The 24,442-nt window shown below is 66.8% G+C and carries 24 protein-coding genes; 18 read left to right on the top strand and 6 right to left on the bottom strand.

Features of this window, described 5'->3' with window-relative positions; translation table 11 throughout:
* Positions 1-51 precede the first annotated feature (51 nt).
* From F7R19_RS12390 to F7R19_RS12310, 17 genes are all read left to right on the top strand, one after another.
* Entirely contained in the window at positions 52-711 is a 660-nt protein-coding gene (locus tag F7R19_RS12390; protein WP_150980869.1) for a 2-hydroxychromene-2-carboxylate isomerase, read from the top strand.
* Positions 708-1,391: an HAD family hydrolase gene (locus tag F7R19_RS12385; RefSeq protein ID WP_061956341.1), complete on the top strand. Its 684-nt coding sequence runs from the start codon at positions 708-710 to the stop codon at positions 1,389-1,391. The genes F7R19_RS12390 and F7R19_RS12385 overlap by 4 nt, the downstream gene beginning before the upstream one ends.
* The gene (locus F7R19_RS12380; protein WP_061956339.1) at positions 1,388-1,813 is read left to right on the top strand and encodes a YchJ family metal-binding protein; all 426 of its coding nucleotides are present in this window, start codon (positions 1,388-1,390) and stop codon (positions 1,811-1,813) included. The genes F7R19_RS12385 and F7R19_RS12380 overlap by 4 nt, the downstream gene beginning before the upstream one ends.
* 78 nt (positions 1,814-1,891) lie before the next feature.
* Entirely contained in the window at positions 1,892-3,499 is a 1,608-nt protein-coding gene (locus F7R19_RS12375; RefSeq protein WP_150980868.1) for a carboxyl transferase domain-containing protein, read from the top strand.
* Between the two features lie 53 nt (positions 3,500-3,552).
* The gene (locus F7R19_RS12370; RefSeq protein WP_061956335.1) at positions 3,553-4,470 is read left to right on the top strand and encodes a dienelactone hydrolase family protein; all 918 of its coding nucleotides are present in this window, start codon (positions 3,553-3,555) and stop codon (positions 4,468-4,470) included.
* Between the two features lie 28 nt (positions 4,471-4,498).
* Positions 4,499-5,290, top strand: coding sequence for an enoyl-CoA hydratase/isomerase family protein (locus tag F7R19_RS12365; RefSeq protein ID WP_150980867.1), 792 nt, complete (start codon positions 4,499-4,501; stop codon positions 5,288-5,290).
* Between the two features lie 344 nt (positions 5,291-5,634).
* The gene (gene bioA, locus F7R19_RS12360; RefSeq protein ID WP_150980866.1) at positions 5,635-7,059 is read left to right on the top strand and encodes an adenosylmethionine--8-amino-7-oxononanoate transaminase; all 1,425 of its coding nucleotides are present in this window, start codon (positions 5,635-5,637) and stop codon (positions 7,057-7,059) included.
* Positions 7,049-8,287: an 8-amino-7-oxononanoate synthase gene (gene bioF, locus F7R19_RS12355; RefSeq protein ID WP_150980865.1), complete on the top strand. Its 1,239-nt coding sequence runs from the start codon at positions 7,049-7,051 to the stop codon at positions 8,285-8,287. Before bioA ends, bioF begins: the two co-directional genes overlap by 11 nt.
* Positions 8,284-9,033: a dethiobiotin synthase gene (gene bioD, locus F7R19_RS12350; RefSeq protein ID WP_061956325.1), complete on the top strand. Its 750-nt coding sequence runs from the start codon at positions 8,284-8,286 to the stop codon at positions 9,031-9,033. Before bioF ends, bioD begins: the two co-directional genes overlap by 4 nt.
* A gap of 49 nt (positions 9,034-9,082) precedes the next feature.
* Positions 9,083-10,123: a biotin synthase BioB gene (gene bioB / locus F7R19_RS12345; RefSeq protein WP_061956323.1), complete on the top strand. Its 1,041-nt coding sequence runs from the start codon at positions 9,083-9,085 to the stop codon at positions 10,121-10,123.
* A 60-nt stretch (positions 10,124-10,183) separates the two neighbouring features.
* The gene (locus F7R19_RS12340) at positions 10,184-12,226 is read left to right on the top strand and encodes an acetyl/propionyl/methylcrotonyl-CoA carboxylase subunit alpha (RefSeq protein WP_150980864.1); all 2,043 of its coding nucleotides are present in this window, start codon (positions 10,184-10,186) and stop codon (positions 12,224-12,226) included.
* A 176-nt stretch (positions 12,227-12,402) separates the two neighbouring features.
* Entirely contained in the window at positions 12,403-13,344 is a 942-nt protein-coding gene (locus tag F7R19_RS12335) for a 2-hydroxyacid dehydrogenase (RefSeq protein ID WP_150980863.1), read from the top strand.
* A 40-nt stretch (positions 13,345-13,384) separates the two neighbouring features.
* Positions 13,385-14,317 carry a hydroxymethylglutaryl-CoA lyase gene (locus tag F7R19_RS12330; protein ID WP_061956320.1) on the top strand — a complete coding sequence of 311 codons (933 nt, stop codon included), beginning with the start codon at positions 13,385-13,387 and terminating at the stop codon, positions 14,315-14,317.
* An 18-nt stretch (positions 14,318-14,335) separates the two neighbouring features.
* Positions 14,336-14,836 (top strand): YbaK/EbsC family protein, encoded by a 501-nt coding sequence (locus F7R19_RS12325; protein WP_150980862.1) that lies wholly within the window; start codon positions 14,336-14,338, stop codon positions 14,834-14,836.
* The gene (locus F7R19_RS12320) at positions 14,833-15,072 is read left to right on the top strand and encodes a DUF1289 domain-containing protein (protein ID WP_150980861.1); all 240 of its coding nucleotides are present in this window, start codon (positions 14,833-14,835) and stop codon (positions 15,070-15,072) included. Before F7R19_RS12325 ends, F7R19_RS12320 begins: the two co-directional genes overlap by 4 nt.
* Positions 15,073-15,083: 11 nt before the next feature.
* A complete protein-coding gene (locus F7R19_RS12315) occupies positions 15,084-16,010 on the top strand; it encodes an MBL fold metallo-hydrolase (protein WP_150980860.1) in 927 nt (308 codons plus the stop codon).
* A gap of 2 nt (positions 16,011-16,012) precedes the next feature.
* Positions 16,013-16,564: a GNAT family N-acetyltransferase gene (locus F7R19_RS12310; protein WP_150980859.1), complete on the top strand. Its 552-nt coding sequence runs from the start codon at positions 16,013-16,015 to the stop codon at positions 16,562-16,564.
* Positions 16,565-16,618: 54 nt separating this feature from the next.
* Here the strand turns inward: F7R19_RS12310 and F7R19_RS12305 are convergent, their stop codons facing one another.
* The 6 genes from F7R19_RS12305 to F7R19_RS12280 all read right to left on the bottom strand — a co-directional run bounded on the left by F7R19_RS12305 (position 16,619) and on the right by F7R19_RS12280 (position 23,344).
* Positions 16,619-18,757 (bottom strand): TonB-dependent receptor, encoded by a 2,139-nt coding sequence (locus F7R19_RS12305; protein WP_150980858.1) that lies wholly within the window; start codon positions 18,755-18,757, stop codon positions 16,619-16,621.
* Between the two features lie 111 nt (positions 18,758-18,868).
* Positions 18,869-19,345, bottom strand: a complete 477-nt coding sequence (locus F7R19_RS12300) for a hypothetical protein (RefSeq protein ID WP_223505632.1) — start codon at positions 19,343-19,345, stop codon at positions 18,869-18,871.
* A complete protein-coding gene (locus F7R19_RS12295; RefSeq protein ID WP_150980857.1) occupies positions 19,284-20,468 on the bottom strand; it encodes a GTP-binding protein in 1,185 nt (394 codons plus the stop codon). Before F7R19_RS12295 ends, F7R19_RS12300 begins: the two co-directional genes overlap by 62 nt.
* A gap of 180 nt (positions 20,469-20,648) precedes the next feature.
* Complete coding sequence (gene dksA / locus F7R19_RS30160; RefSeq protein ID WP_249043153.1) at positions 20,649-21,335, bottom strand: RNA polymerase-binding protein DksA; 687 nt, start codon at positions 21,333-21,335, stop codon at positions 20,649-20,651.
* A 351-nt stretch (positions 21,336-21,686) separates the two neighbouring features.
* Complete coding sequence (locus tag F7R19_RS12285) at positions 21,687-22,790, bottom strand: CobW family GTP-binding protein (protein ID WP_150980856.1); 1,104 nt, start codon at positions 22,788-22,790, stop codon at positions 21,687-21,689.
* A 35-nt stretch (positions 22,791-22,825) separates the two neighbouring features.
* Complete coding sequence (locus tag F7R19_RS12280) at positions 22,826-23,344, bottom strand: Fur family transcriptional regulator (protein ID WP_150980855.1); 519 nt, start codon at positions 23,342-23,344, stop codon at positions 22,826-22,828.
* A 141-nt stretch (positions 23,345-23,485) separates the two neighbouring features.
* Between F7R19_RS12280 and F7R19_RS12275 the strand changes: the two genes are divergently transcribed.
* Entirely contained in the window at positions 23,486-24,394 is a 909-nt protein-coding gene (locus F7R19_RS12275; RefSeq protein ID WP_150980896.1) for an alpha/beta fold hydrolase, read from the top strand.
* Positions 24,395-24,442 lie beyond the last annotated feature (48 nt).

Below are 24,442 nucleotides of genomic sequence, written 5' to 3'. Positions count from 1 at the left end.
GTATCCAAACACCGCAGTCCCGAACCTGAACCGCACCGGAGCCTATTGAAGATGACCGCCCCCATCGATTTCTATTTCGATTTTTCTTCGCCCTACGGTTACTTTGCCAGCACGCGCATCGACGAGATTGCCCAGAAATACGGGCGCGGCGTGATGTGGCATCCGATCCTGCTCGGCGTGGTGTTCAAGACCACCGGATCGTCGCCGCTGCCGTCGATTCCGCTCAAGGGCGAATACTGCTGGCGCGATTTCGAACGCACCGCGCAGTTCCACAATATCGAATACAAACGCCCCACGCATTTTCCGCTGCCCACGCAGCACGCCGCGCGTGCCGTGCTGTGGCTGCAGAACCATCACGGTGCCGATGTGGCCACGGCTTTTGCCAAGGCCGTCTATCGCGCGCTGTTCGTCGATGACATCAATATCGCCGAGCCGGCCGAACTGGCCCGCCTGGCCGAACCGCTCGGCGTCGATCCGAACGCGATGAACGAAGGCGCGACCAGCTACCAGATCAAGGACCAGCTCAAGGCCGAGATCGAAGTCGCGATGGCCAAGGGCGTGTTCGGTTCGCCATTCGTCATCATCGACGGCGAACCGTTCTGGGGCTTCGATCGCTTCGAGCAGGTCGAGGCCCATCTGAAAAGCCGTCGTCAGACCGAACTGCGCGCCGTCGGCGGCAACGAACTCAACAAGGAAAAGAAACCCGCATGACCGCAGCAAAACAGGCCGCACGCTTCGATTGCGTGATCTTCGACTGCGACGGCGTACTCGTCGACAGCGAACCGATCGTCCATCGCGTGCTGAACCGCGTGCTCAACGAACTGGGCATCGACATCACGCTCGAGGAGTCGATGAAATGGTTCCTCGGGCGCGCGGTGCGCGACGAGCTTGGCAATATCGAAGCCCGGCTGGGCAAGCCGTTGCCGCGTAATTTCCTGTCGGAATGGTTCGTGCGGCGCGACGCCGCGCTGATCGAGGAACTGGAAGCGGTGCCGCATATCCGCCAGGCCATCGAGGCCATCAAGGCACGCGGCCTGCCCGTGTGCGTGGCTTCGGGCGCGGATCGCGTCAAGGTGAAGCTGCAGTTGAAGCATACCGACCTGATCGGCCTGTTCACCGACGACGATGCACGCGAGCACATCTTCTCGGCCACCGAAGTCGAGCACAGCAAGCCCGCGCCCGATGTGTACCTGCTGGCCGCCCGCACGATGGGCGTCGATCCGGCCCGCTGCGCCGTTGTGGAAGACAGCCCGACCGGCGCCACGGCGGGCGTGGCCGCGGGCATGACCGTGTTCGGCTACACCGCGCGGACCGATGCGGACGCACTGCGCGCGGTGGGCGTGCGGGTCACGTTCGACGACATGCGTGACCTGCCGGAGCTGGTGGCATGACCGCCCGGCGCGCATCGGGCGCGGCGGCGCCGCAGTGCCCCTGCGGCAACGGACCGTATGCGGCGTGCTGCGGCCGTTTTCATCGCGGCGAGGCGATGCCCCCGACGGCCGAGGCGTTGATGCGCTCGCGCTATAGCGCCTATGTGCTGGGCGACACCGGCTGGCTGCGTCAGACCTGGCACATGTCCACGTGCCCCGACGATCTGGCCGTCGATCCCGGCACGCGCTGGCTGGGCCTGGCCGTGAAGTCGCACGCGCAGCAGGACAGCACGCACGCCACGGTGGCGTTTGTGGCGCGCTACAAGGTCGGCGGACGTGCGCATCGATTGGAAGAACTGAGCCGCTTCGTGTTCGAGCCGCGCGAGCCGGGCACGACCGCGCGCTGGCTGTATGTGGATGGCGACCTGAAAACGCCCGACTGACCACGCGTGCCCCGATGCGCGACGCGGCAAGAAAGAGAAATCGAGACATCGAGACATCGAGACATCACAGGAACAGACATGCCCACGCTGGAAACCAAACTGAACGCACGCGCTGAATCGTTCAAGGCCAATGCCGAGGCGATGCAGGCGCTGGTGGCGGACCTCAGGCAGAAGATCGCCGCGCTGGCCGAGGGCGGTGGCGAGGACGCGCGCAACAAGCATCTGTCGCGCGGCAAGCTGCTGCCGCGCGAGCGCGTGCAGCAGTTGCTCGATCCGGGCACGCCGTTCCTGGAACTGTCGCAACTGGCCGCGTACGACATGTACGACAATGCGGCGCCCGGCGCGGGCATCATCACCGGCATCGGCCGCGTCGCGGGCCAGGAATGCGTGATCGTCTGCAACGACGCCACGGTCAAGGGCGGCACGTATTACCCGATGACCGTCAAGAAGCACGTGCGCGCGCAGGAAATCGCCGAACAGAACAACCTGCCGTGCATCTATCTGGTCGATTCCGGCGGCGCGAACCTGCCCAACCAGGACGACGTATTTCCCGACCGCGACCACTTCGGCCGCATCTTCTACAACCAGGCCAATCTGTCGGCCAAGGGCATTCCGCAGATCGCCGTGGTGATGGGCTCGTGCACGGCGGGCGGCGCATACGTGCCGGCGATGAGCGACGAATCGATCATCGTCAAGAACCAGGGCACGATCTTTCTGGGCGGCCCGCCGCTGGTGAAGGCTGCCACCGGCGAGGAAGTCAGCGCCGAAGACCTCGGCGGCGCCGACGTGCACACGCGGCTGTCGGGCGTGGCCGATTACTTTGCGCAGAACGATCATCACGCGCTGAGCCTGGCGCGCAATATCGTGCAGCACCTCAATCGCCGCAAGCCGGACCAGATCCGCCTGCACGCGCCGCAGGAGCCGCTGTATCCGGTCGAAGAACTGTACGGCGTAATCCCCACCGACACGCGCAAGCCCTACGACGTGCGCGAAGTTATCGCGCGCGTCGTCGACGGGTCCGAGTTCGATGAGTTCAAGGCGCGCTACGGCACCACGCTCGTGTGCGGCTTCGCACGGATCTGGGGCTACCCGGTCGGCATCGTCGCCAACAACGGCATCCTGTTTTCTGAATCGGCGCTCAAAGGCGCGCACTTCATCGAGCTGTGCTGCCAGCGCAAGATTCCGCTGGTGTTTTTGCAGAACATCACCGGCTTCATGGTGGGACGCAAGTACGAGAACGAAGGCATCGCGCGCAACGGCGCCAAGATGGTGACGGCCGTGGCGACGGCGCAAGTGCCGAAGTTCACGGTGATCATCGGCGGCTCGTTCGGCGCGGGCAACTACGGCATGTGCGGACGGGCCTATTCGCCTCGCTTCCTGTGGATGTGGCCGAACGCGCGGATCTCCGTGATGGGCGGCGAGCAGGCCGCCAGCGTGCTGGCTACCGTGCGCCGCGACGGCATCGAGGCCCGTGGCGGGCAGTGGAGTGCCGACGACGAGGAAGCGTTCAAGGCGCCGATCCGCGACCAGTACGAACGCCAGGGCCATCCGTACTACGCCAGCGCGCGGCTGTGGGACGACGGCGTGATCGATCCCGCGCAAACGCGCACCGTGCTCGGTCTTGGTCTGTCCGCCAGTCTCAACGCGCCGATCGGCGACATGAAGTTCGGCGTGTTCCGCATGTAGTCATCTGTTGTGTCATTGCAGTTTTCTTGTCTGGACGAAGGTAGGTTGTTGTCATGTCTCGTGTTGTTTCCACCGTCTGCGGCGTGCTGGCCGCGCTGGCCTGTATCGCGGGATGCGTGCCGTCCCTCGCCCAGGCCGCGCCGCAGGCGCAGACGGTCGAACAGGTTGTGATGGTGCCGAAGATCGGCGCGGAAACCACTGTGGACCTGGAAACCACCATCTTTCGTCCGCCCGGCGATGGGCCATTTCCGCTGGTGGTGATCAACCACGGCAAATCGCCCGGCAAGCCGGCCTTCCAGGGCCGCGCGCGCTTTGCCGCGCAAACCGCGGAATTCGTGCGGCGCGGCTATGTGGTCGCGCTGCCGATGCGGCAGGGCTTCAGCAAGTCCGGTGGCGTCTATGTGGGCGGCAGTTGCAACGTGCGCGACAACGGCATGATGCAGGCCGAAGACGTGGTGGCCGCGCTCGACTACCTCGTGCAGCAGCCCTACGTCGACCCGACCCGCATCGTGGTCGTCGGCCAGTCGCATGGCGGCCTGTCGACCATGGCGTTGTCGGCGATCGGCTATCCGGGCGTGGTTGGCGTGATCAATTTTGCGGGCGGCCTGCGCAATGAAAACTGCGTGGGCTGGGAGAACAACCTGATCGACGCGTTTGGCGATTACGGACGCGCGGCGCGCTATCCGTCGCTGTGGATCTACGGCGACAACGACAGCTTTTGGCCGTGGCCGTTGCCCGAGCGCATGTTCAACAGCTACAAGGCCCATGCCGGCGGCGCGGCGGCCGATGCGCGCTTTGTCGATGTGGGCGAATTCGACGGCGATTCGCACCGGCTGTTCAGCAATCGCGCCGGCGTGGCCGTGTGGCTGCCGGAAGTGGCGCGCTTTTTCCGACAACTCGGCTTGCCCTTCGACGACGCGCCGGATGGCTCGACCACGCCGGGCGCCGGCGCGGCCGGCCAGACGTCCTGACAACGCACATCATCAGCAGGAGACAGACATGCAGTTCACCACGCTTACCGTTACCGCCGAACGCCATATCGGCACGGTCACGCTCAATCGGCCCGACGTGCGCAATGCCTTCAACGAGACGGTGATTGCCGAACTGACCGGCGCGTTCCGCGCGCTCGGCGATACGCCCGACGTGCGCGCCATCGTGCTGACCGGCAACGGTCCGGCCTTCTGTGCCGGTGCGGACCTGAACTGGATGAAGAAGATGGCCGGCTACTCGGACGAAGAGAACCGCGCCGATGCACTGACGCTGGCGCAGATGCTGCACACGATCTGGGTGTGCCCCAACCCCGTCATCGCGCGCGTGCAGGGCGACACCTACGCGGGCGGCATGGGCTTGGTGGCCGCGTGCGATATCGCCGTGGCGGCGCATGGCGTCAACTTCTGCCTGTCCGAAGCGCGCCTCGGATTGCTGCCCGCAACCATCAGCCCCTATGTGATCCGCGCGATGGGCGAGCAGGCCGCGCGCCGCTATTTTATCACCGCCGAACGTTTCGATGCGGCCGAAGCGCTGCGCCTGGGCTTTGTGCATGCGGTGGTGGCGCCGCAGGAACTCGATGAGCGCGTCGCCGAGATCGCCGCAACGCTGGTCAACAACAGCCCCAACGCCGTGCGCGAAAGCAAGCGGCTGGTGCAGGAAGTCGCGGGCCGCGCGATCGACAGCGGCCTGTTGGCAGATACGGCAAACCGCATCGCGGCGATCCGTGCTTCGGACGAAGGACGCGAAGGCGTGCGGTCGTTCCTTGAAAAACGGCCGCCGTCGTGGAAGGTGAGCGCATGACGCGCCACATGGCGCGCATTCCATGCGTCGCGCCAGACGCGCCCATCGCCGGAGAACGGCGGGCGGACGGCGGCGCGATGCATCCACGCCGCTTTTTTTAGCGCGCTGTTAGCCGACATTACCAGCGAGAAGATCACCCGCAGGTGCGATGCAAGACACCGAGGCAGACAACTTCGCGCAAGTTCGCTGAAATCGTCGTCAACGTGTCATCCGGGGCAAGTTTGCCAAGACAACCAGGACCTTCCTACCATGAGCCTCCCAATTGGTCCGCAACGCCTCGCGCCGCCGCCTTTGCCGTGGCGCGCGCAATGGTGGACGGCCATGGCAATTCAAGGAGGGTCCCTTTGACACATCCTGTCCCTATTCCATCGGCGGGCGGCGACACGACGCTTGCGGTGCGCAGCCAGCGCGCCGTCTGGCATCCGTGCACGCGCCTGCGGCCCGATGCGGCGGCCAACGAACCGCCGCTGGCCATCGCCAGCGGAGACGGCCCCTGGCTGATCGACACCGACGGCAAGCGCTATTTCGACGCCATCAGTTCGTGGTGGGTCAACCTGTTCGGCCACGCCAATCCGTCTATCAACGCGGCGCTCGTGCAGCAACTGCAGACGCTTGAACACGTCATGCTGGCCGGCTGCACGCATGCGCCGGCGGTGGAGCTGGCCGAGCGCCTGTCGGCGCTGACGCAGGGCGCGCTCGGCAATGCGTTCTATGCGTCCGACGGCGCATCGGCCGTCGAGATCGCGCTGAAGATGAGCTTTCACTTCTGGCGCAACACGGGCCTGACCGCCAAGCGCGAATTCGTGTGCCTGCGTCATGGCTATCACGGCGAGACGGTCGGCGCGCTGGCCGTGACCGATGTCGAGATCTTTCGCGATGCCTACGATCCGCTGACGCGCCGCGCGCATGTCGTGATGTCGCCGGACGCGCGCCAGGCGCGCGAGGACGAATCGGCCGCCGACGTGGCCAGACGCGCGCTGGGCGAACTCGAGGCGCTGCTGCGCGAGCGTGCGGGACAGATCGCCGCGCTGATCGTCGAGCCGCTGGTGCAAGGCGCGGCCGGCATGGCCATGTACGACCCGTCGTATCTGGAAGGCGCGCGCGCCCTGTGCGACCGCTATCGCGTGCATCTGATCGCCGATGAAATTGCCGTCGGCTGCGGCCGCACCGGCACGTTCTTCGCATGGGAACAGGCGCGCGGCGGCGCGGCGGTGCCCGCGCATGCGTGGCCCGATTTTCTGTGCCTTTCCAAGGGCATCACCGGCGGCTACCTGCCGTTGTCGATTGTGCTGTCGCGCCCCGAGATCCAGCACGCATTCGTCGCCGACGACGTCGCGCGCAGCTTCCTGCATTCGCACTCGTACACCGGCAATCCGCTCGCGTGCCGCGCGGCGCTGGCCACGCTCGATTTGTTCGAATCCGATCACGTGCTGGCGCGCAACGTCGAGCGCGCGCGCTGGCTGGGCGACGCCATGGCCGGCATCGCGGCCGATCCGCGTGTTACGCATGTGCGCCAGCGCGGCATGATCTGGGCCGCCGATATCGACGCGGCTGCGGCCGGAGCCGACTTTGCCGCACGCTTTCACCTTGCCGCGCGCGAGCGCGGCGTGCTGGTGCGGCCGATCGGCCATACGCTCTACGTGATGCCGCCCTATGTGTTCGACGCCGCGCTGGCCAACTGGCTTGGCGAACAACTGCGCGACACGCTGCACGCGGTGCTTGCGCACCCGCAGGCGCATCCGCAACAGGAGGCGCGCCATGCTGCTTGAACATCTGAAGCGCGCCGCCGCAGAGCGCGAGGCGCAAGCGCTGACGCGCCGCCGTCGCATCGCCCATTCCGCCTGCGCGCCGCATCAGTCGGTCGGCGCGCTCGACGCCACGCCGACACCGCTGCTGACGTTCTGCAGCAACGATTACCTTGGGCTGGCCAATCACGCATCGATTGCGCACGCGCTGGCCGAAGGCGCACACCGCTACGGCGCCGGCAGCGGCGCATCGCATCTGGTCAGCGGCCATTCGCTGGCCCACGCGCAGTTGGAGCAAGAACTCGCACGCTGGCTTGCGCCCTACATTCCGCAGGCGCAGGCGCTGTATTTCTGCACCGGCTACATGGCCAACCTCGCCGTGCTGACCGCGCTGGGCACGGCGCAGGCGACACTGTTCTGCGAAGCGCTGAACCATGCGTCGCTGATCGACGGCGCGCGTCTGGCAAAGGCCGACGTCCAGCGCTATCCGCATGGCGACACGGAGGCGCTCGACGTGCTGCTGCGCGCCAGCCAGTGCGAGCTGAAGCTGATCGTGACCGACAGCGTGTTCAGCATGGATGGCGATATCGCGCCTTTGGTCGAGTTGCTGGCGCTGGCCGAGCGCCACGATGCGTGGATCGTGGTCGACGATGCGCACGGCTTCGGCACGCTCGGCGAGCACGGCCGCGGTGTGCTCGAGCATCTTGGCCTGTGCTCGGAACGGCTGATCTACATCGGCACGCTGGGCAAGGCGGCCGGTGTGGCCGGCGCGTTCGTGGCCGCCCACGCGACCGTCGTCGAACATCTGGTCAACACCGCGCGGCCGTATATCTACACCACGGCCGCGCCGCCGGCGGTCGCGCATGCGTTGCTGACGAGCCTGCAAATCATCGCCGGTGAAGAAGGTCGCAGCCGTCGCGCGCATCTGGCCGCCTTGATCGCGCAATTGCGCAGCGGTCTCGATGCGCTGGCGGCGCGGGCTGGCTGGACGCTGGGCGCCAGCGACACGGCGATCCAGCCGCTGATCGTCGGCGACAACGCCACCGCGCTGGCGCTGTCCGCCGCGCTGGAGGCCGAAGGCATCCGCGTGGGCGCGATTCGTCCGCCGACCGTACCCGCCGGCACGGCGCGGCTACGCATCACGCTGTCGGCATCGCATACGGCCGACGACGTGACGCGCCTGCTCGATGCACTCGCGCGCGCCATGCCGCAGTCGTCCGCGCTCCGCGCAGCGCACAAGGAGGCCGCATGATCGCCAACCGACCCGATCGATTCGCGTGCTTCGTGACCGGCACCGATACCGGCGTGGGCAAGACGCACGCCACGGCCACGCTGCTGCACGCGCTGCATGGCGCGGGATACAGCACCGTCGGCATGAAGCCCGTGGCCGCCGGCGGCGAATGGCTCGACGACCGCTGGCAGAACGACGACGTCGATCAACTGCGCGCGGCCGGTTCGGTCATCGTGCCGCAGGAAGCGATGTGCCCATTCTTCTTCCGCACGCCCGCGTCGCCGCACCTTTCGGCCGCGCTGGAAGGTCAGCGCATCACGCGCGAGCCGATCCAGACCGCATTCGACGCGCTGCGCCAGCAGGCCGAAGCGGTGGTGGTCGAAGGCGTGGGCGGCTTTATCGTGCCGCTCGATGTGGGCCCGGAGCGCTGGAACACCGCCGATCTGGCCGCCATGCTCGGGCTGCCGGTGATCATGGTGGTCGGCGTCCGGCTGGGCTGCCTGAGCCACGCGATGCTGACCGCCGAGGCGGTGCGCGCGCGCGGCCTGACGCTGGCCGGATGGATCGCCAATCGCATTGACCCGGACATGCTGCTGCCCGCCGAAAACATCGTCACGCTGCAGGACGCGCTGGACGCACCGATGCTGGGCGAACTGCCCTGGCAGGTGGCGCCTGCCGTTGCCGCGCAGTATCTGGATCTCGCACCGCTGCTGGCCAGCATGCCGCCGGTTGCGTCCCCATCCACCGCGTCGCCGCGTCACGCCTGAAGCCAGGCGCCATGACCCGCTTCCATTGAACCGAATACGAAATACTCTTATGTCGCAAATCGCTCAAACCAATACCGTCGCCACGATCTCCGCCGAAACCCTGCGCCAGTCCGCGCGCAACATCGCCGCCGCGGCGCCCAAGGCAGGCGATGCCTGGCGCGTGGAAGACGTGGCCGCGCTGTTTGCGCTGCCGTTCAACGACCTGCTGTTCCGTGCACAACAGGTGCATCGCGAGAACTTCGACGCCAACACCGTGCAACTGTCGACGCTGTTGTCGATCAAGACCGGCGGCTGCGAGGAGGATTGCGGCTACTGTCCCCAAAGCGCGCACCATGAAGCGGGCGTGAAGGCTGAAAAGCTGATGGACCTCGATACCGTGCTGGACGCCGCGCGCGCCGCCAAGGCCAATGGCGCCACGCGCTTCTGCATGGGCGCGGCATGGCGCAGCCCGAAGGATCGCCACCTCGAACCGGTGATCGACATGGTGCGCGAGGTCAAGGCGATGGGCCTGGAAACCTGCGTGACGCTGGGCATGCTCAAGGCCGAACAGGCGCAGCGGCTCAAGGACGCCGGGCTGGACTACTACAACCACAACCTCGATACGTCGCCGGAGTTCTACGGCAAGATCATCACCACGCGCACGTATCAGGATCGGCTGGACACGATCGGCCATGTGCGCGACGCCGGCATCAACGTCTGCTGCGGCGGCATCGTCGGCATGGGTGAAGCGCGCGAGGCGCGCGCCGGGCTGATCGCGCAGCTGGCCAACATGGATCCGTATCCGGAGTCGGTGCCCATCAACAATCTGGTTCAGGTGGAAGGCACGCCGCTGGCGGGCACCGAGGCGCTGGATCCGTTCGAGTTCGTTCGCACCATTGCAGTGGCACGCATCACGATGCCGCGCGCCATGGTGCGCCTGTCCGCCGGCCGCGAGGCCATGGACGAAGCCTTGCAGGCGCTGTGCTTCATGGCCGGCGCCAATTCCATTTTCTATGGCGAAAAGCTGCTGACGACCGGCAACCCGCAAGCGGAGCGCGACCGCGCGCTGCTTGCACGTCTTGACATGCGCGCGGAAGGTTTCGCGGGCTGACAGGACCAACGCTGCCGATCTGACGGAGCCGGCTCGCCCTACCGAGACAAAGGAGGAGCCATGTTCAACAAGATCCTGATCGCCAACCGTGGCGAGATTGCCTGCCGCGTGGCGGCCACGTGCCGCCGGCTCGGTATTCGTACCGTGGCCGTGTATTCCGATGCGGATGCCGACGCGCGGCATGTTGCGTTCTGCGACGAGGCCGTCCATATCGGCGGCGCCGCCGCGCGCGACAGCTATCTGCGCGCGGACCACATCATCGAGATGGCAAAGGAAACCGGCGCCCAGGCGATTCACCCGGGCTACGGCTTCCTGTCCGAAAACGAGGATTTCGCGCGCGCCTGCGCCGAGGCCGGTCTCGTCTTCATCGGTCCGCCCGCGTCGGCCATCCATGCGATGGGCAGCAAGAGCGCGGCCAAGCAATTGATGGAAAAGGCCGCGGTGCCGCTGGTGCCCGGCTATCACGGCGAAGACCAGGACGCCGCGCTGCTGCGCCGCGAGGCCGACCGCATCGGCTATCCGGTGCTGCTCAAGGCCAGCGCCGGCGGCGGCGGCAAGGGCATGCGCGTGGTGGAGGCGGGCGACGGCTTCGAGGCCGCGCTGGCGTCGGTCAAGCGCGAGGCGTCGGCCAGCTTCGGCGACGACAAGGTGCTGGTCGAGAAATACCTGACGCGCCCGCGTCATATCGAGATCCAGGTGTTTGCCGACACCCACGGCAATTGCGTGTACCTGTTCGAGCGCGACTGCTCGGTGCAGCGCCGCCATCAGAAGGTGCTGGAGGAAGCGCCCGCGCCGGGCATGACCGAGGAGCGCCGCCGCGCGATGGGCGAGGCCGCCGTGGCCGCCGCGCGCGCCGTCGGCTACGTCGGCGCGGGCACGGTCGAGTTCATCGCCAATCAGGACGGCTCGTTCTATTTCATGGAGATGAACACGCGCCTGCAGGTCGAGCACCCGGTCACCGAGATGATCACGGGCCAGGATCTGGTCGAGTGGCAACTGCGCGTAGCAGCGGGCGAGCCGCTGCCGCTGGCGCAGGACCAACTGCAGATCAACGGCCACGCGCTCGAAGCGCGCGTCTACGCCGAAAACCCCGAGAAAGGCTTCCTGCCATCCACGGGCACGCTGCGCTTCCTGCGCACGCCGCCGGCCGTGCAGTTCATGCGCGGCGGCGACGCACACGGCCCGGCCGGCGTGCGCATCGATGCGGGCGTGCGCGAGGGCGACACCATCAGCCCGTTCTACGACCCGATGATCGCCAAGCTGATCGTCTGGGGACGCGACCGCGACGAAGCGCTGGCGCGCATGAGCCAGGCGCTGGCCAACTATCACGTGGTGGGGCTGTCGACCAATATCGCGTTCCTGCAGCGGCTGGTGAAGTCCGAGGCGTTCAGCAAGGCCGATCTCGACACGGGCCTGATCGAGCGCAATCACACCACGCTGTTTCCGCCGCAGAAATCGGTCGGCATCGAGGCCGTCGCGCTGGCCGTGGCCGCGCTGCTGGAGCGCGAAACGCGCACGCGCCATGTCGACGAGGCCGACCGCCATTCGCCTTGGACGCAGGCGGGCGGCTGGCGCCTGAACAGCCGCGACGCGCGCACGCTGCATTTCGAAGCCGGCGGCCATCGGCTTGAAGCCGTGCTCAAGGGCGACGCGCGCGATACGCGCAAGAGCACGCTGATCTATGCCGACCAGGCGGCGCCGTTCGCCTACACGTTCAACGCCGACGACATCCGTGTCGACCTCGGCACGCGTCGCACGCACGGTCAGGTGCATCTGGAGGGCGACACGTTCCACGTGTTCCACGCGGGCCGCCACACGGTGCTGACGTGGCTCGATCCGCTGGCCCACGCGGGCGAAGCCGAGGGCGAAAGCGGCAAGCTCACCGCGCCGATGCCCGGCAAGGTCATCGCGGTGATGGTCGAGCCCGGCAGCAAGGTCACGCGCGGCACGCCGCTGCTGGTGATGGAAGCCATGAAGATGGAACACACCATCGCCGCGCCGGCCGACGGCGTGGTCAGCGAAGTGCTGTACGGCATCGGCGAACAGGTTGCCGAAGGTGCGCAACTGCTGGCATTCGCCGTGGAAGAAACGGCCGGCGTCTAGCCGCCCGCCAAGCGCGCCCCCCTTCCCGCCGTGCGGCATGGACGGCCGGGAAAGGGCGCCGCAGCCGCATCGCCTCCATGATCCGCGATGCGGAACGCCATCCCGCAATTCCAGCGCTGTCGGCCGACCTCTGCCAAAATGCCCCCATCACACCCCCGAAGAAGAATGGAGTCGAGATGAAGTTGCAGTTGTTCGTGCCGGATGGGCGTTATGCGCCGTGGATCGAGGGCTTTGCCGAGGTGTTGCCGGAAGCGCAATGCCTGACCTGGGAAGAGAGCCAGGGGCAGAGCGTGGACTACGCCGTGGTGTGGCGTCCGCCGCTGGAAATGCTGCGCGGCCGCACCGATCTGAAGGCCGTGTTCAATCTTGGCGCCGGGGTGGATGGCATTCTGCGGCTGCGAGACCACGATCCGCAGGCGCTGCCGGCCGGCGTGCCGATCGTGCGGCTCGATGATGCCGGCATGGGCGCGCAGATGAGCGAATACGTCACCGCCGCCGTGCTGCGCTATTTCCGCAAGCTCGACGCCTACGACGCGCAGGAGCGGGCCGGTACGTGGAAATTCCTGAAACCCCATCGCCGCGACGACTTCACCATTGGCGTGATGGGCATCGGCACGCTGGGATCGCAGATCGCCCGCACGCTGGCCGGTTTCGGCTTCCCGGTGCGCGGCTGGAGCCGCTCGGCCCGGACCGTCGAAGGCGTGCAGCCGTTCCATGGCGAAGCGGGCCAGGCGGCGTTTCTGGACGGGTTGCGGGTGCTGGTCAACGTGCTGCCGCTGACGCCCGAGACCGAGGACATCATCGACACCGGGCTGCTCTACCGGCTGGCGCGCGGCGCGTATGTGATCAACGTGGCGCGCGGACAGCATCTGGTCGAGGCCGACCTGCTTGCCGCCGTGCAGGAAGGCCAGATTGCCGGCGCCACGCTCGATGTGTTCCGCACCGAACCGCTGCCCGCCGAACATCCCTACTGGCAGGAGCCGCGCATCACCATCACGCCGCATATCTCCGCGCTGACGCTGCGCGAGGACAGCATCGCGCAGATCGCCAGCAAGATCCGGCTGCTGGCCGAAGGCAAGGAAATCGCCGGCGTGGTGGATCTGCAGCGCGGATACTGATCCGTTGCACGCCCCGACGCCGCACAACGAGGAGACACGCATGACAATGCCCCAATACGTGAAGATCGTCGAAGTGGGCCCGCGCGACGGCTTGCAGAACGAGAAGGCGATGGTGCCCACCGACGTCAAGATCGCGCTGATCAACAAGCTGACCGATGCGGGCTTCGTCAATATCGAAGCGGCGTCGTTCGTTTCGCCGAAATGGGTGCCGCAGATGGCCGACGGCGCCGAGGTGATGGCGCGCATCGAACGGCGTCCCGGCACGCTGTATTCAGTGCTCACGCCGAACATGAAGGGCTTCGAGGGTGCGGTGGCCGCTGATGCCGATGAAGTGGTGATCTTCGGCGCGGCCAGCGAGGCGTTTTCGCAGAAGAACATCAACTGCTCGATCGCGGAATCGATCGCGCGCTTCGAACCCGTGGCCGCCGCGGCCAAGGAAGCCGGCATGCGGCTGCGCGGCAGCATCTCGTGCGCGCTGGGCTGTCCCTATCAGGGCGAAGTGCCGGTCAGTGCCGTGGTCGATGTGGTGCGCCGCATGCGCGCGCTTGGCTGCGACGAGATCGACATCGCCGATACCATCGGCGTGGGCACGCCTCTGAAGGTGCGCGACGTGATGCGCGCGGTGTCGGCCGAATTCGCGATGGATCGCCTGTCGGGCCATTTCCACGACACCTATGGCCAGGCGCTGTCGAACATCCTGGCCAGCCTGGAAGTGGGCATCGCCATCTTCCATGCGTCGGTGGCGGGGCTCGGCGGCTGCCCCTATGCCAAAGGCGCAACCGGCAATGTGGCCACCGAGGACGTGCTGTACATGCTGCACGGCATGGGGTTGCATACCGGTATCGACCTGGACGCCGTGGTGCGTGCGGGCGACTATATTTCGCAGGCCATCGGCCGGCCCAACAGCTCGCGCGTGGGCAAGGCGCTGCTGACCAAGTGGGCGTCGGCGGCCGATGCGGGCGCCTGTGTCTGACCAAGGAGAATATCTGCGATGAGCGAAACCCCTGCGCTTCCCGAATCTGCGCAACGCGTGGCCGATCTGCTGGCCGGCATCGGCCATGACCGCCCCGTGGTGATGCTGCCGGCAACCGGCAAGACCTCGGCCGAAGCGGCCGCGGGCCTGGGCTGCAGCGTGGCCGAGATCGCCAAGTCGATCATCTTCCGGCGCGTCAAGGACGATGCGCCGGTGCTGGTGATCGCCAGCGGCATCAATCGGGTGGACGAAGCCAAGGTTGCCGCGCGCGTGGGCGCGCTGGGCAAGGCCGACGCCAGGTTCGTGCGCGAGAAAACCGGCTATGCGATCGGCGGCGTCTGCCCGGTCGGCCACGCGGTCAAGCCCGTGATGCTGCTCGATGCCGACCTGTTCCAGTACCAGAGCCTGTGGGCCGCCGCCGGCCATCCGCACGCGGTGTTCAACCTGACGCCGCAGCAACTGCAGGCCATGACCGGCGCGGAAGTGGCCGACGTGGCACAGGATCGGGCCCCGGCATGACACCGGCCCATCGCCGCCTGCTCGCAGACCTGATCCGCGGCGCCGCGGCGGCGCAGATCGTGTCGCCTGTGCCGTCGCCATGCCGCAGCGTCTGCAAGATGGACGCGGCCACCGGCTATTGCGAGGGATGCCTGCGCACGATCGAGGAAATCGCCGCATGGTCGAAGGCCGACGATGGCCAGCGCCGCCATGTCTGGACCTTGCTGCCCGCGCGAGTGCCGCGCCTGTGCGCGTAGGACACCGAGGCATGAGCGCGCCGACGCTGCCGCACACCATGCGCGTGTTCGAACGCGGGTGGCTGTCGGCCAACAATGTGCTGTTCGTCGATGACGCCAATGACGACGCCGCGCTGGTCGACACGGGCTATGTCACGCATGCGCACCAGACCGTGGCGCTGGTGCGCGCGGCGCTTGACGGCCGGCCGTTGCGGCGCGTCATCAATACCCATCTGCATTCCGATCATTGCGGCGGCAATGCCGCGCTGCAGGCCAACTGGCCGGTACGCACATCGATTCCGGCGGCAGAGGCCGCCGCGGTGTCGGCCTGGGACGCGCAGGCGCTCAGTTTCGAGGCCACGGGCCAGCAGTGCGCGCGCTTCGGGTTTGACGATGTGGTGCGCGACGGCGACAGCCTGTGGCTGGGCGCGATCGATTGGCGGGCGATTGCCGCGCCGGGACACGATCCCCACGCGGTGATGCTGTTCGCGCCGGCGCACGGCATTCTGATTTCGGGCGACGCGCTGTGGGAAAACGGCTTCGGCGTGATCTTTCCGGAGCTCGACGGCGAGAGCGGCTTTGCAGAACAAGCGGCGATCCTGGCCCTGATCGAAACGCTCGACGCGCGCGTGGTGATCCCGGGGCATGGCCGCGTCTTCGCGGACGTGGCCGGCGCCGTGGCGCGCGCGAAAGGCCGGCTCGACTATCTGCAGGGCGATCCGCTGCGCAACGCCACGCATGCGATCCGCGTGCTGGTGAAATTCAAGCTGCTCGAAGCGCAGGCGTTGCCGCGCGACACGCTGGCCGAGTGGATGCGTGCCACGCCGCTAATGCAGCGCATTCATCGGCGTTTCATGCCGGCGCAATCGCTCGATGACATCTTCGATCAGACGCTGCAGGCGCTGGCCCGCGTCGGCGCGCTGGTGCTCGAAGGCGATCAGGTCGTCAACCGGGATTGATCATGCAACCACTGCGCGGCACGCATTTTCAACTGCGCCCGTTTCGCGTCAGCGACGAGGCGCAACTGGTGATGGCGGTGCGTGAATCGATGTCCACCGTGGGCTTGTGGATGCCATGGGCGCGCGCCGATTATTCGGTGTTTGACGCGCAGGAATGGTTTGCGCGGTGCGCGGCCGCCATGGAGGAAGGCACCGCCTATGACATCGGCGTGTTTTCGCCAGACGGGCGCGACCTGTACGGCAGCGTGGCCATCAACCAGATCCGCCGCGAAGACAATCTCGGCAATCTCGGTTACTGGATTCGCGAAAGCCGCCAGCATCGCGGCCTGGCGTCGGGTGCAGCCGCGATGATGGCGTGCCATGGCTTTCACGCGCTGGGGCTTACGCGTCTGGAAATCGTGGCAGTCGAGACCAACCACGCAAGCCGCGCCGTCGCCGAGAAGATCGGTGCCGAGTTCGAATGCATCGCCCGGAACCGTCTGATCCTGCGCGGGCGGCCCGTCGCGGCGGCCGTGTACTCGCTGGTGCCCGAGTCATTTTCCGTCCCCTCATGACCGAGATGGCGCCTCGCGAGGCCGGCATCGGCGATACCGGCCTCGCGGGCGTCGTCAGAACTGCGTGCGCATGCCGATGCGCACGCTGCGGCCCGGCAGCGGGGCGATATCGCGCAGGATTGACGTGGCGCTGCGCGCCTCGGTGTTGGTGAGGTTGTCGCCGCGCAGATAGAACAGCGTCTGCGTGCCGGCCAGCTTCATCTTGTACGTCAGCGCCACGCCCAGCATCGTGTACGCATCGGTCGGCGTATCGCCGGACGGCACGCGGCTCTGGCGCGCGTTCCAGTCCACGTTGATGCGCGCGCCCCAAGCCCCCGCCCCGTAGATCAGCGATCCGCCCAGGCGCAGCGGCGACAGACGCGGCAGCGCTTCGCCGGTGTTGCGGTTCTCGCCGTGCACGTAGTCGGCGCGCGCCTCGAAGTCGAGCGTGTCGCTGGTGGTCAGCATCTTCTGCAACAGACGGGTCCGGCCTTCGGCCTCGAAGCCGTACAGCGTCGCCGGCACGCCCATGTACTGCAGCACCGGCAGCGCGCCTTCGCTGCCGGCAGCCACCACGTTGCCCTCGGCATCGCGATAGCCGCCCGTGTTCATCAGCGCAAGATAGTTCTGGAAGCGGCTGTAATAACCGGACACGCTGCCGCTGTGGTCGCCCTGCTTGAAGCGCACGCCCAAATCGATCGACGTCGCGCGCTCTTTGCTGGCGTTCGGATCGCCCACTTCGAACGATCCGGTGGCCAGGTGCGGGCCATTGGCATACAGCTCGTAGAAGGTGGGCGCGCGTTCGGTGTACGACAGGTTCGAGGTCAACGTCCAGATCGGCGTGAGCTTGTAGAGCAGGCCCGCCGACGCGCTGCCGGCGTTGAAGCTGCGCTGGGCGTCGCTGAAGCGGTCGTTGCCGTTGGCGCTGGCCTTCACGCTGCTGTGGTCGAGACGGCCGCCCAGATTCAGCTTCAGATCGCCCGAGGCGATCAGCGGCAGTTCCTCGAAGACGAAGAATGCGGCGTTGTCGGTGGCGGTGCTCGGCACGAACGCCTCTTCACCGAGCGCGGAGAAGTCGGTGTGGCCGAACTGCGTGCCGAACACGCCGGTCATGTTGCCGATCTTGCCGTGCGTGGCTTCCAGGCGCGCATCCCAGCCGTGATTCTTGAAGGTGGTGCCGGTGACGCCGTTCTCGATTTCGCGATGCTCGTAATCGGTGTAGCTGAACTTGCCCTTGACCGACTCGATCACGCCGTTGGTGCGGCTGGCCAGGTTGCGCGCCTCGCCTTCCAGCGCAATGCGATCCTGGCGCATCTTGATGCGCGCGGCTTCCTCGGCCGGCGTGCCGTAGTCGTTGCGATAGGTGGAGTAGTTGGCGCCGACGAAGCCGTCGGCCCACGTATAGGATCCGCCCATCGAGCCGCCTTCCTGATGCGCGCTGGTGTTGGGGATCTTGCCGTACGCTTCGCTTTCGCCCTCGGGCAACGGCTGCGTGGCGCGCAGGTTGCCGCTGCGCGCGTAGCCCGGAATGCGCAGATCGCTGGTCTGCCGCACGAACGCGTCGGCGTGCACGGCGAACTTGCCGTTGCCCGCTTCGAGCATGCCGCTGGCATTGCGGCCCTTGTCGCCGCCAATCGTGCCGCTGACATCGGCCGCGCCGCTCACCCCGGTGATCGGATCGCGCGGAATGCGGTTGTCGATCACATTGACCACGCCGCCCACCGCGTTGCCGCCGTACATCAGCGCCGCCGGGCCGCGCACCACTTCGATTTTCTCCGCCACCAGCGGATCGATCGGCACCGCGTGATCGTAGGACAGCGTCGAGGCGTCGAGTGTGGAGCCGCCGTTCTGCAGCATCTTGATGCGGTCGCCGTCCAGGCCGCGGATGATCGGCCGGCTGGAATTCGGGCCGAAGTAGGACGAGGACACGCCGGGCAGATTGTTCAGCGTCTCGCCGATGGTGCTGGCCTGGCGCACGGTCAGGGCGTCGCCGCCCAGCGTGGAAACCGGCGCGACCATTTCGTTGAGATCGCTGCCGAGCGGATTGGCGGTGACGACCACTTCCTTGAGCGAAGGCGCGGACGGCGCGGGCGCGGCGGGGGCCGGGGCGTCCTGGGCGACGGCATGCGACGACAGGCCAGCGGCGATCAAGGCGGCGAGCGCCGCCAGCGGGGTGCGGCGCACCGCCGGAATACGGGTGAAGTTCGAGTACATGGCTCGCGATTCGAATTCGGTTGAGCGAGCATGTGGCGCGGCATTGGCCGTCGGTCCGCACGCTCGGCAAGGCAGGCGCGGACGCGTGGCAAGCGGCCACGCGCCCGGCAGTCAGGCGAATGCGAAGGCGGCCGGTGGAGCGCGGGAGTGGAAAGGTTGCGCGGCGGGCAGATCGGGCCAGCGCCACGCCAGGTTGGCGGGCTTGACCGGTTTGCCGAAGGCAAGCAGCGGCAGCGTGACGCCGCCAGGGTGTGTGTCGGCCAGCGTGGCGCCATCGAACAGCACGCACGAATGCAGGCCGAGCTTCAGGGAAAACGATTCGGCATGGGCGGTGTCTGTCGGGTCAGCGTCAGGCTGCGCCGTTTGTGCGATTGCCGCGGCCGCGGCTGGCGGCGCGTTCAGCAGCCCGCCGTGCACGATGCGGTGCATCAGGCCCGCGTGCTGCGCCAGCAGCAGACAGGCCACGAGCCACAGCACCGCCGACAGCCCGATGCCGCGCGCGCGCCAGCGAGAGATCAGAGCAAGCTCAGTGTGCATGCCCGCAATCGCAGGGACCGTCGCCGTGATCGTGCGCGTGGTCGTGGTCATGACCGTGATCGTGATCGTCGCCGAACGCATCGCCCCAGTCGGGGAACGGATCGGGGTACGCGGCCCACGCGTCGGGGCCCTCGGCCATCTCGGCATCGGAGAGCAGGCAGGCGTCCAGCCGCGCTTCGAGCGCCGATACATCGAGATCCGCGCCGATCAGCACCAGTTCCTGGCGGCGATCGCCATATTCGGCGGGCAGGCCGTCATCGACCAAATCGGCTTCGATGGCCGCGCGCGCCGGGCCGTCGGCGGGCCATTCGGTGGCATCGATCGCAGCCCACCATGCGCCCGCGGCGCCGGGGCGGCAGACGCCGCCTGCCTGGCTCCAGTCGCCCGCGATGTCCATGCGGCTGGCCAGCCAGAACAGGCCTTTGGAACGCAGCACGTCGCCATGCTCGCGCATCCATTCGGTATGGATCAGGTCCGCAAAGCGTTGCGGATGGAATGGCCGGCGCCGCCGATACAGCAGCGTCGAGACGCCCGCGGCGTCCGGTACGGCGTCGCCCTGCAGGGCGGCCTGCCAGCCCGCGGCGTTCGGCGTGGCGTCGATGTCGAAGCGTCCCGTGCCAAGCACGCGCGCGGCCGGCACATTGCCGTGGCTGGCGTCGACCAGTTCGGCGCGCGGATTGAGCGCGCGCAGCACCACGTGGAGGCGGCCCAGCTGGCCGGCATCGACGAGGTCGATCTTGTTGAGGACGATGACGTCGCTGACTTCGATCTGGTCGATCAGCACATCCACCACGGTGCGGTCGTCCTCGTCGTGCGTGGCCAGCCCGCGCGCCGACAGAAATTCGGCGTCGTGATAATCCTGCAGGAAGCGGCTGGCGTCGACCACGGTCACCAGCGTATCCAGATGGGCCACGCGCGGCGCGCCATCGCCGTGTTCGTCTTCAAAGGCGAAAGCTTCGGCAATGCCAAGCGGCTCGTCGGTCGCGTCGGCCTCGATCACGGCGAAGTCGTGAGCGCCGGTCTGCGCCAGGCGCGCCACGCTTGCCAGCAGGTCGTCATGGCTGTCGATCACGGCCAGGCGCAGGCCCAACTGCGACATCAACTGATGCAGCACAGTGGTCTTGCCGGCGCCGGTGAATCCGGACAACACGGTGACGGGCAGGCGAGCGGCCATGGCGACGGGAGCGGGTTATTGCAACAAAGTTGCGACTGTAGCAGAAAGCCAGTCGGGGCGACAGGCCCCGCACGTTGGCAATGTTATGTCGTAGTCGTGACGCCACAAAGGCAAATGCAGTGCCGCAAAGCAAAGCGGCCCGGGAACGCCGGGCCGCCTGTACTGCATCGGACGCTGCGATCAGTCGCCGAACAGTTTCTGACGCAGTTCGCGGCGCTGCTGCGCTTCCAGCGACAGCGTGGCAGTCGGCCGGGCCAGCAGGCGCGGCACGCCGATCGGCTCGCCGGTTTCCTCGCACCAGCCGTAGTCGCCGGATTCGATGCGCTGCAGAGACTGTTCGACCTTCTTCAGCAGCTTGCGCTCGCGGTCGCGCGTGCGCAGTTCCAGTGCGTGTTCTTCCTCGATCGTGGCGCGGTCGGCCGGATCCGGCACGATCACCGTTTCACGCAGGTGTTCCGTCGTCTGGTCCGCATTCTTGAGGATCTCGTCGCGAAGCTGCTCAAGGCGATTCTTGAAGAAGGCAAGCTGCGCCTCGTTCATGTAATCCTTGTCGCTCATCTTCAGGATTTCAGCTTCAGTCAGAAGTTTGTTGCTGCTCATGGTTCCTGCTGATTCTCTTGTTGATGCGACCGGCGGTGTCTTCGTCCGCTCGGGTGCAGTGGCCGTCCGCTTGCGCGGTGCGGCTGTTTCACTCTGGCTGGCTGCAGTCTTGCTGCTTCGCGTGCCTCCCTTAGCCTCGCCCGCTTCGGCGTGCGCCGTACTGCCGCGGGGAGCTGGCGTCGCCTTTTCGGGCTGCGCCTTGAGCGTCTCCGCCGCAGCGGTAACAGTCTTGCTGCGGCTTTCCTTGGTCTTTGTTGCGGCTGTCATGGGGACACCTCTCTCTACGCGTCGAAGAGTGACGGCGCATGGATCGTGGATCCCCAAGCGGAGGGCGGTCTCCGCACGAAGCCAACGACCGCGCCTGCTGGCGGCCCGCCTCATGCTGACGACGACCGCCGCCCTGCAGATGCCGGCGGCGTCCGAGGTGCGTCGCCGGTATCAAATCCGGCCTATTGTACTTGAACAAATTTGTCCGAGATATGGGAGAAAGCCGGACAAGAGACAGGAGTTTTCCCGGTAATCCCACCCGATGGGAGGGTAGCGGGCGCTGCCCGGCGGGGCTGCGCCCCCGTCATATGGGGTGACGGCGGGCGCACAGCGGGGGTTTGTGCCGCCGCTTCAGGCCAGGCAGGCGGCCAGGCCCTTGAGGATGGCGTCGCGCGGCAGATCGACGCCGATGAAGACCATCTTGGTGCCCGGGGTTTCGTCTTCCCACTTGGCGCCGACATCGCTGCCCATCAGCTGGTGCACGCCCTGGAACACTACCTTGCGGTCCACGCCTTCCATATAGAGCACGCCCTTGTAGCGCAGCAGCTTCTCGCCATAGACCGACAGGATGCCCGACAGGAATTCCTCGAGCTTGCCGTAGTGGAATGGTTTGTCGCTGCGGAAGACGAACGATGCGATGCGATCGGTGTGATGGTGGTGGTGGTGGTGATCGTGCGCATGCCCGTGGCCATGGGCGTGATCGTGCCCGTGGTCGTGATCGTGATCGTGACCGCAATCGTCTGCGCAGTGCTCGCCGTGCTCGTGGCCGTGATCATGGTCGTGTTCATGATCGTCGGCGCGCAGGAAATCGGGATCGATCTCGAGCTTCTCGTTGAGGTTGAAACCGCGCAGGTCGAAGATCGTGTCGATCGGCGCCTCCCCGAAATGCGCGGTGTTGATCGGTGCGCGCGGGTTCATGTGCAGCAGGCGATGGCGCAGATCGTCCACGTCGGCCGGCGCGACCAGATCGGACTTGGTGATGAAGATGGCATCGGCAAAACCCACCTGGCGCTGCGCTTCTTCCTGCTTGTCGAGCTGCAGGTTGCCGTGCTTGGCGTCGACCAGCGTGATCACCGCGTCCAGCAGATAGCGCGAGGCGATTTCCTCGTCCATGAAGAAGGTCTGCGCAACCGGGCCGGGATTGGCCACACCCGTGGTCTCGATCACCACGCGGTCGAAATCGAGCTTGCCTTCGTCGCGCTGGGTGACGAGGTCCGACAGCGCCTGCACCAGATCGCCGCGGATCGTGCAGCAGATGCAGCCGTTGCTCATCTGCACGATCTGCTCGCGGCCGTCCTGCACGAGGATTTCGTTGTCGATGTTTTCCTCGCCGAATTCGTTCTCGATCACGGCGATCTTCATGCCGTGCTGCTCATGGAGGATGCGCTTGAGCAGCGTGGTCTTGCCGCTGCCGAGGAAGCCAGTCAGGATCGTGACCGGAATGAGTTTTGACATGTGTGGTACTCCGTGAAAAGAGATCGCCCGTGGATTCAGTGGTCCGCGTCGCTGCGGGTCTTGCCGCATTCCGCGCAGACGCCGTTGACGGTCAGCTCGACATGCTCTACCGCAAAGCCGCTGGGTACCTTGGGCGCGACGGACTTGCCCGCCGAGGCCAGGCAGAACGTGCGGTCGCAGCGGGTGCAGTGAAAGTGGCTGTGCTGACGATAGACTTCGGCGCGCGCCGCAACGTGCTCCACCAGCGTGAAGCGGAACACGCGGTCGTTGCCGGCGCGCTTCTGCGCCACACCCTGTTCGACGAGCCAGTCCAGCACGCGGTACACGGTGACGCGGTCGACTTCGCCGTCGGCGGGCAGGCGGTCGATCACGGCCTGGTGCGTCAACGCCTCCGCGGCGTCGATCAGGCACGCCAGGATGGCCACACGCGGCTGCGTCACGCGCGCGCCAAGCTGGCGCAGGCGCAGTTGCGCCGCTTCGGCCGTGGCGGCGCGCGTGTCGCCGGGCCGCGCCGGGTCCTGCGTGGCAGCGGGGTGGGAAGTGGGGCGGGTCATGCGGACGATTTAACCATAGCCCCCGCCGAGTTGCAATTCAGTTGCACAAGCAGGGTCTTTCGCCTGCGCCCGCGCTGCCGCCGGTCGTCGATAGCGCCTATGATCGGCAGGAAACCCAAAGACATCGCGGAGACCCTGACCATGCAGAACGACGCCAGCGCGTTGCTGTTTCCCAACTTCGAGTGGTTCCGGCTGACCGTGGGAGAGGTCGAGATCGGCGGCGTGCGCGGCGGTTCGGGGCCGCCGCTGTTGCTGTTGCATGGGTTTCCGCAGAGCCATCTCATCTGGCACAAGGTGGCGCCGGCGCTGGCCGACCGCTTCACGGTGATCGCGCCGGACCTGCGCGGTTACGGCAGCAGCAGCGCGCCGGCCGGCGGGGACCGGCACGAAACCTACTGCAAGCGTGTCATGGCGCAGGACCAGGTCGATGTGATGCGCCAGCTTGGCTACTGGCGCTTTGCGCTGTGCGCGCACGACCGCGGCGCGCGCGTGGCACATCGGCTCTGCATGGATCATCCCGATGTGGTGTCGCGCGTGATGCTTCTCGATATCGCACCCACGCTGGCGATGTACGAATCCACCGATATGGTGTTTGCGGCGGCGTACTGGCACTGGTTCTTCATGATCCAGCCCGCGCCATTCCCCGAAACGCTGATCAACGCCGAACCCGAGTTCTTCGTCGACAGGCTGCTGGGCCTGCGTCACGCCGGCGCCGGGGCGATCAGCCCGTTCGTCCCGGACGCGATGGCCGCCTATGTCGGCGCGATGCGCGATCCGGCGCGCGTGCATGCCATGTGCGAGGACTATCGCGCCGCCGCCACCGTGGATCTCGATCACGACCGCGCCGACCGCGAGGCCGGACGCAAGCTGGCGCTTCCGGTGCGCGTGCTGTGGGGCGAGCACGGCGTGGTGGCGCGCTGCTTCGAGCCGCTGAAGCTGTGGCGCGAGGTTGCCGCGGACGTCACGGGCGCCACGCTGCCATGCGGACATTACCTGCCCGAAGAGGCTCCCGCCACGCTGCTCGAGGACATGCTCGGCTTCTTTGCCTAGGCCGTTTCGTCGCGGGTTAGCCCCTATACCTCGTACTTGTTTGCCATT

Origin of the sequence: Cupriavidus pauculus, from assembly GCF_008801835.1 — a bacterium.
GTDB classification, from domain to species: domain Bacteria; phylum Pseudomonadota; class Gammaproteobacteria; order Burkholderiales; family Burkholderiaceae; genus Cupriavidus; species Cupriavidus pauculus.
The sequence above is the reverse complement of the archived record's forward strand: the minus strand, read 5'-3'. Positions and strand labels throughout refer to the sequence as shown.

Excerpts from the sequence above, each read along its gene's own strand:
- F7R19_RS12390 (WP_150980869.1), top strand. The coding sequence starts at position 52 with ATGACCGCCCCCATCGATTTCTATTTCGATTTTTCTTCGCCCTACGGT.
- F7R19_RS12385 (WP_061956341.1), top strand. The coding sequence starts at position 708 with ATGACCGCAGCAAAACAGGCCGCACGCTTCGATTGCGTGATCTTCGAC.
- F7R19_RS12380 (WP_061956339.1), top strand. The coding sequence starts at position 1,388 with ATGACCGCCCGGCGCGCATCGGGCGCGGCGGCGCCGCAGTGCCCCTGC.
- F7R19_RS12375 (WP_150980868.1), top strand. The coding sequence starts at position 1,892 with ATGCCCACGCTGGAAACCAAACTGAACGCACGCGCTGAATCGTTCAAG.
- F7R19_RS12370 (WP_061956335.1), top strand. The coding sequence starts at position 3,553 with ATGTCTCGTGTTGTTTCCACCGTCTGCGGCGTGCTGGCCGCGCTGGCC.
- F7R19_RS12365 (WP_150980867.1), top strand. The coding sequence starts at position 4,499 with ATGCAGTTCACCACGCTTACCGTTACCGCCGAACGCCATATCGGCACG.
- bioF (WP_150980865.1), top strand. The coding sequence starts at position 7,049 with ATGCTGCTTGAACATCTGAAGCGCGCCGCCGCAGAGCGCGAGGCGCAA.
- bioD (WP_061956325.1), top strand. The coding sequence starts at position 8,284 with ATGATCGCCAACCGACCCGATCGATTCGCGTGCTTCGTGACCGGCACC.
- bioB (WP_061956323.1), top strand. The coding sequence starts at position 9,083 with ATGTCGCAAATCGCTCAAACCAATACCGTCGCCACGATCTCCGCCGAA.
- F7R19_RS12340 (WP_150980864.1), top strand. The coding sequence starts at position 10,184 with ATGTTCAACAAGATCCTGATCGCCAACCGTGGCGAGATTGCCTGCCGC.
- F7R19_RS12335 (WP_150980863.1), top strand. The coding sequence starts at position 12,403 with ATGAAGTTGCAGTTGTTCGTGCCGGATGGGCGTTATGCGCCGTGGATC.
- F7R19_RS12330 (WP_061956320.1), top strand. The coding sequence starts at position 13,385 with ATGACAATGCCCCAATACGTGAAGATCGTCGAAGTGGGCCCGCGCGAC.
- F7R19_RS12325 (WP_150980862.1), top strand. The coding sequence starts at position 14,336 with ATGAGCGAAACCCCTGCGCTTCCCGAATCTGCGCAACGCGTGGCCGAT.
- F7R19_RS12320 (WP_150980861.1), top strand. The coding sequence starts at position 14,833 with ATGACACCGGCCCATCGCCGCCTGCTCGCAGACCTGATCCGCGGCGCC.
- F7R19_RS12315 (WP_150980860.1), top strand. The coding sequence starts at position 15,084 with ATGAGCGCGCCGACGCTGCCGCACACCATGCGCGTGTTCGAACGCGGG.
- F7R19_RS12310 (WP_150980859.1), top strand. The coding sequence starts at position 16,013 with ATGCAACCACTGCGCGGCACGCATTTTCAACTGCGCCCGTTTCGCGTC.
- F7R19_RS12305 (WP_150980858.1), bottom strand. The coding sequence starts at position 18,757 with ATGTACTCGAACTTCACCCGTATTCCGGCGGTGCGCCGCACCCCGCTG.
- F7R19_RS12300 (WP_223505632.1), bottom strand. The coding sequence starts at position 19,345 with ATGACCACGACCACGCGCACGATCACGGCGACGGTCCCTGCGATTGCG.
- F7R19_RS12295 (WP_150980857.1), bottom strand. The coding sequence starts at position 20,468 with ATGGCCGCTCGCCTGCCCGTCACCGTGTTGTCCGGATTCACCGGCGCC.
- dksA (WP_249043153.1), bottom strand. The coding sequence starts at position 21,335 with ATGACAGCCGCAACAAAGACCAAGGAAAGCCGCAGCAAGACTGTTACC.
- F7R19_RS12285 (WP_150980856.1), bottom strand. The coding sequence starts at position 22,790 with ATGTCAAAACTCATTCCGGTCACGATCCTGACTGGCTTCCTCGGCAGC.
- F7R19_RS12280 (WP_150980855.1), bottom strand. The coding sequence starts at position 23,344 with ATGACCCGCCCCACTTCCCACCCCGCTGCCACGCAGGACCCGGCGCGG.
- F7R19_RS12275 (WP_150980896.1), top strand. The coding sequence starts at position 23,486 with ATGCAGAACGACGCCAGCGCGTTGCTGTTTCCCAACTTCGAGTGGTTC.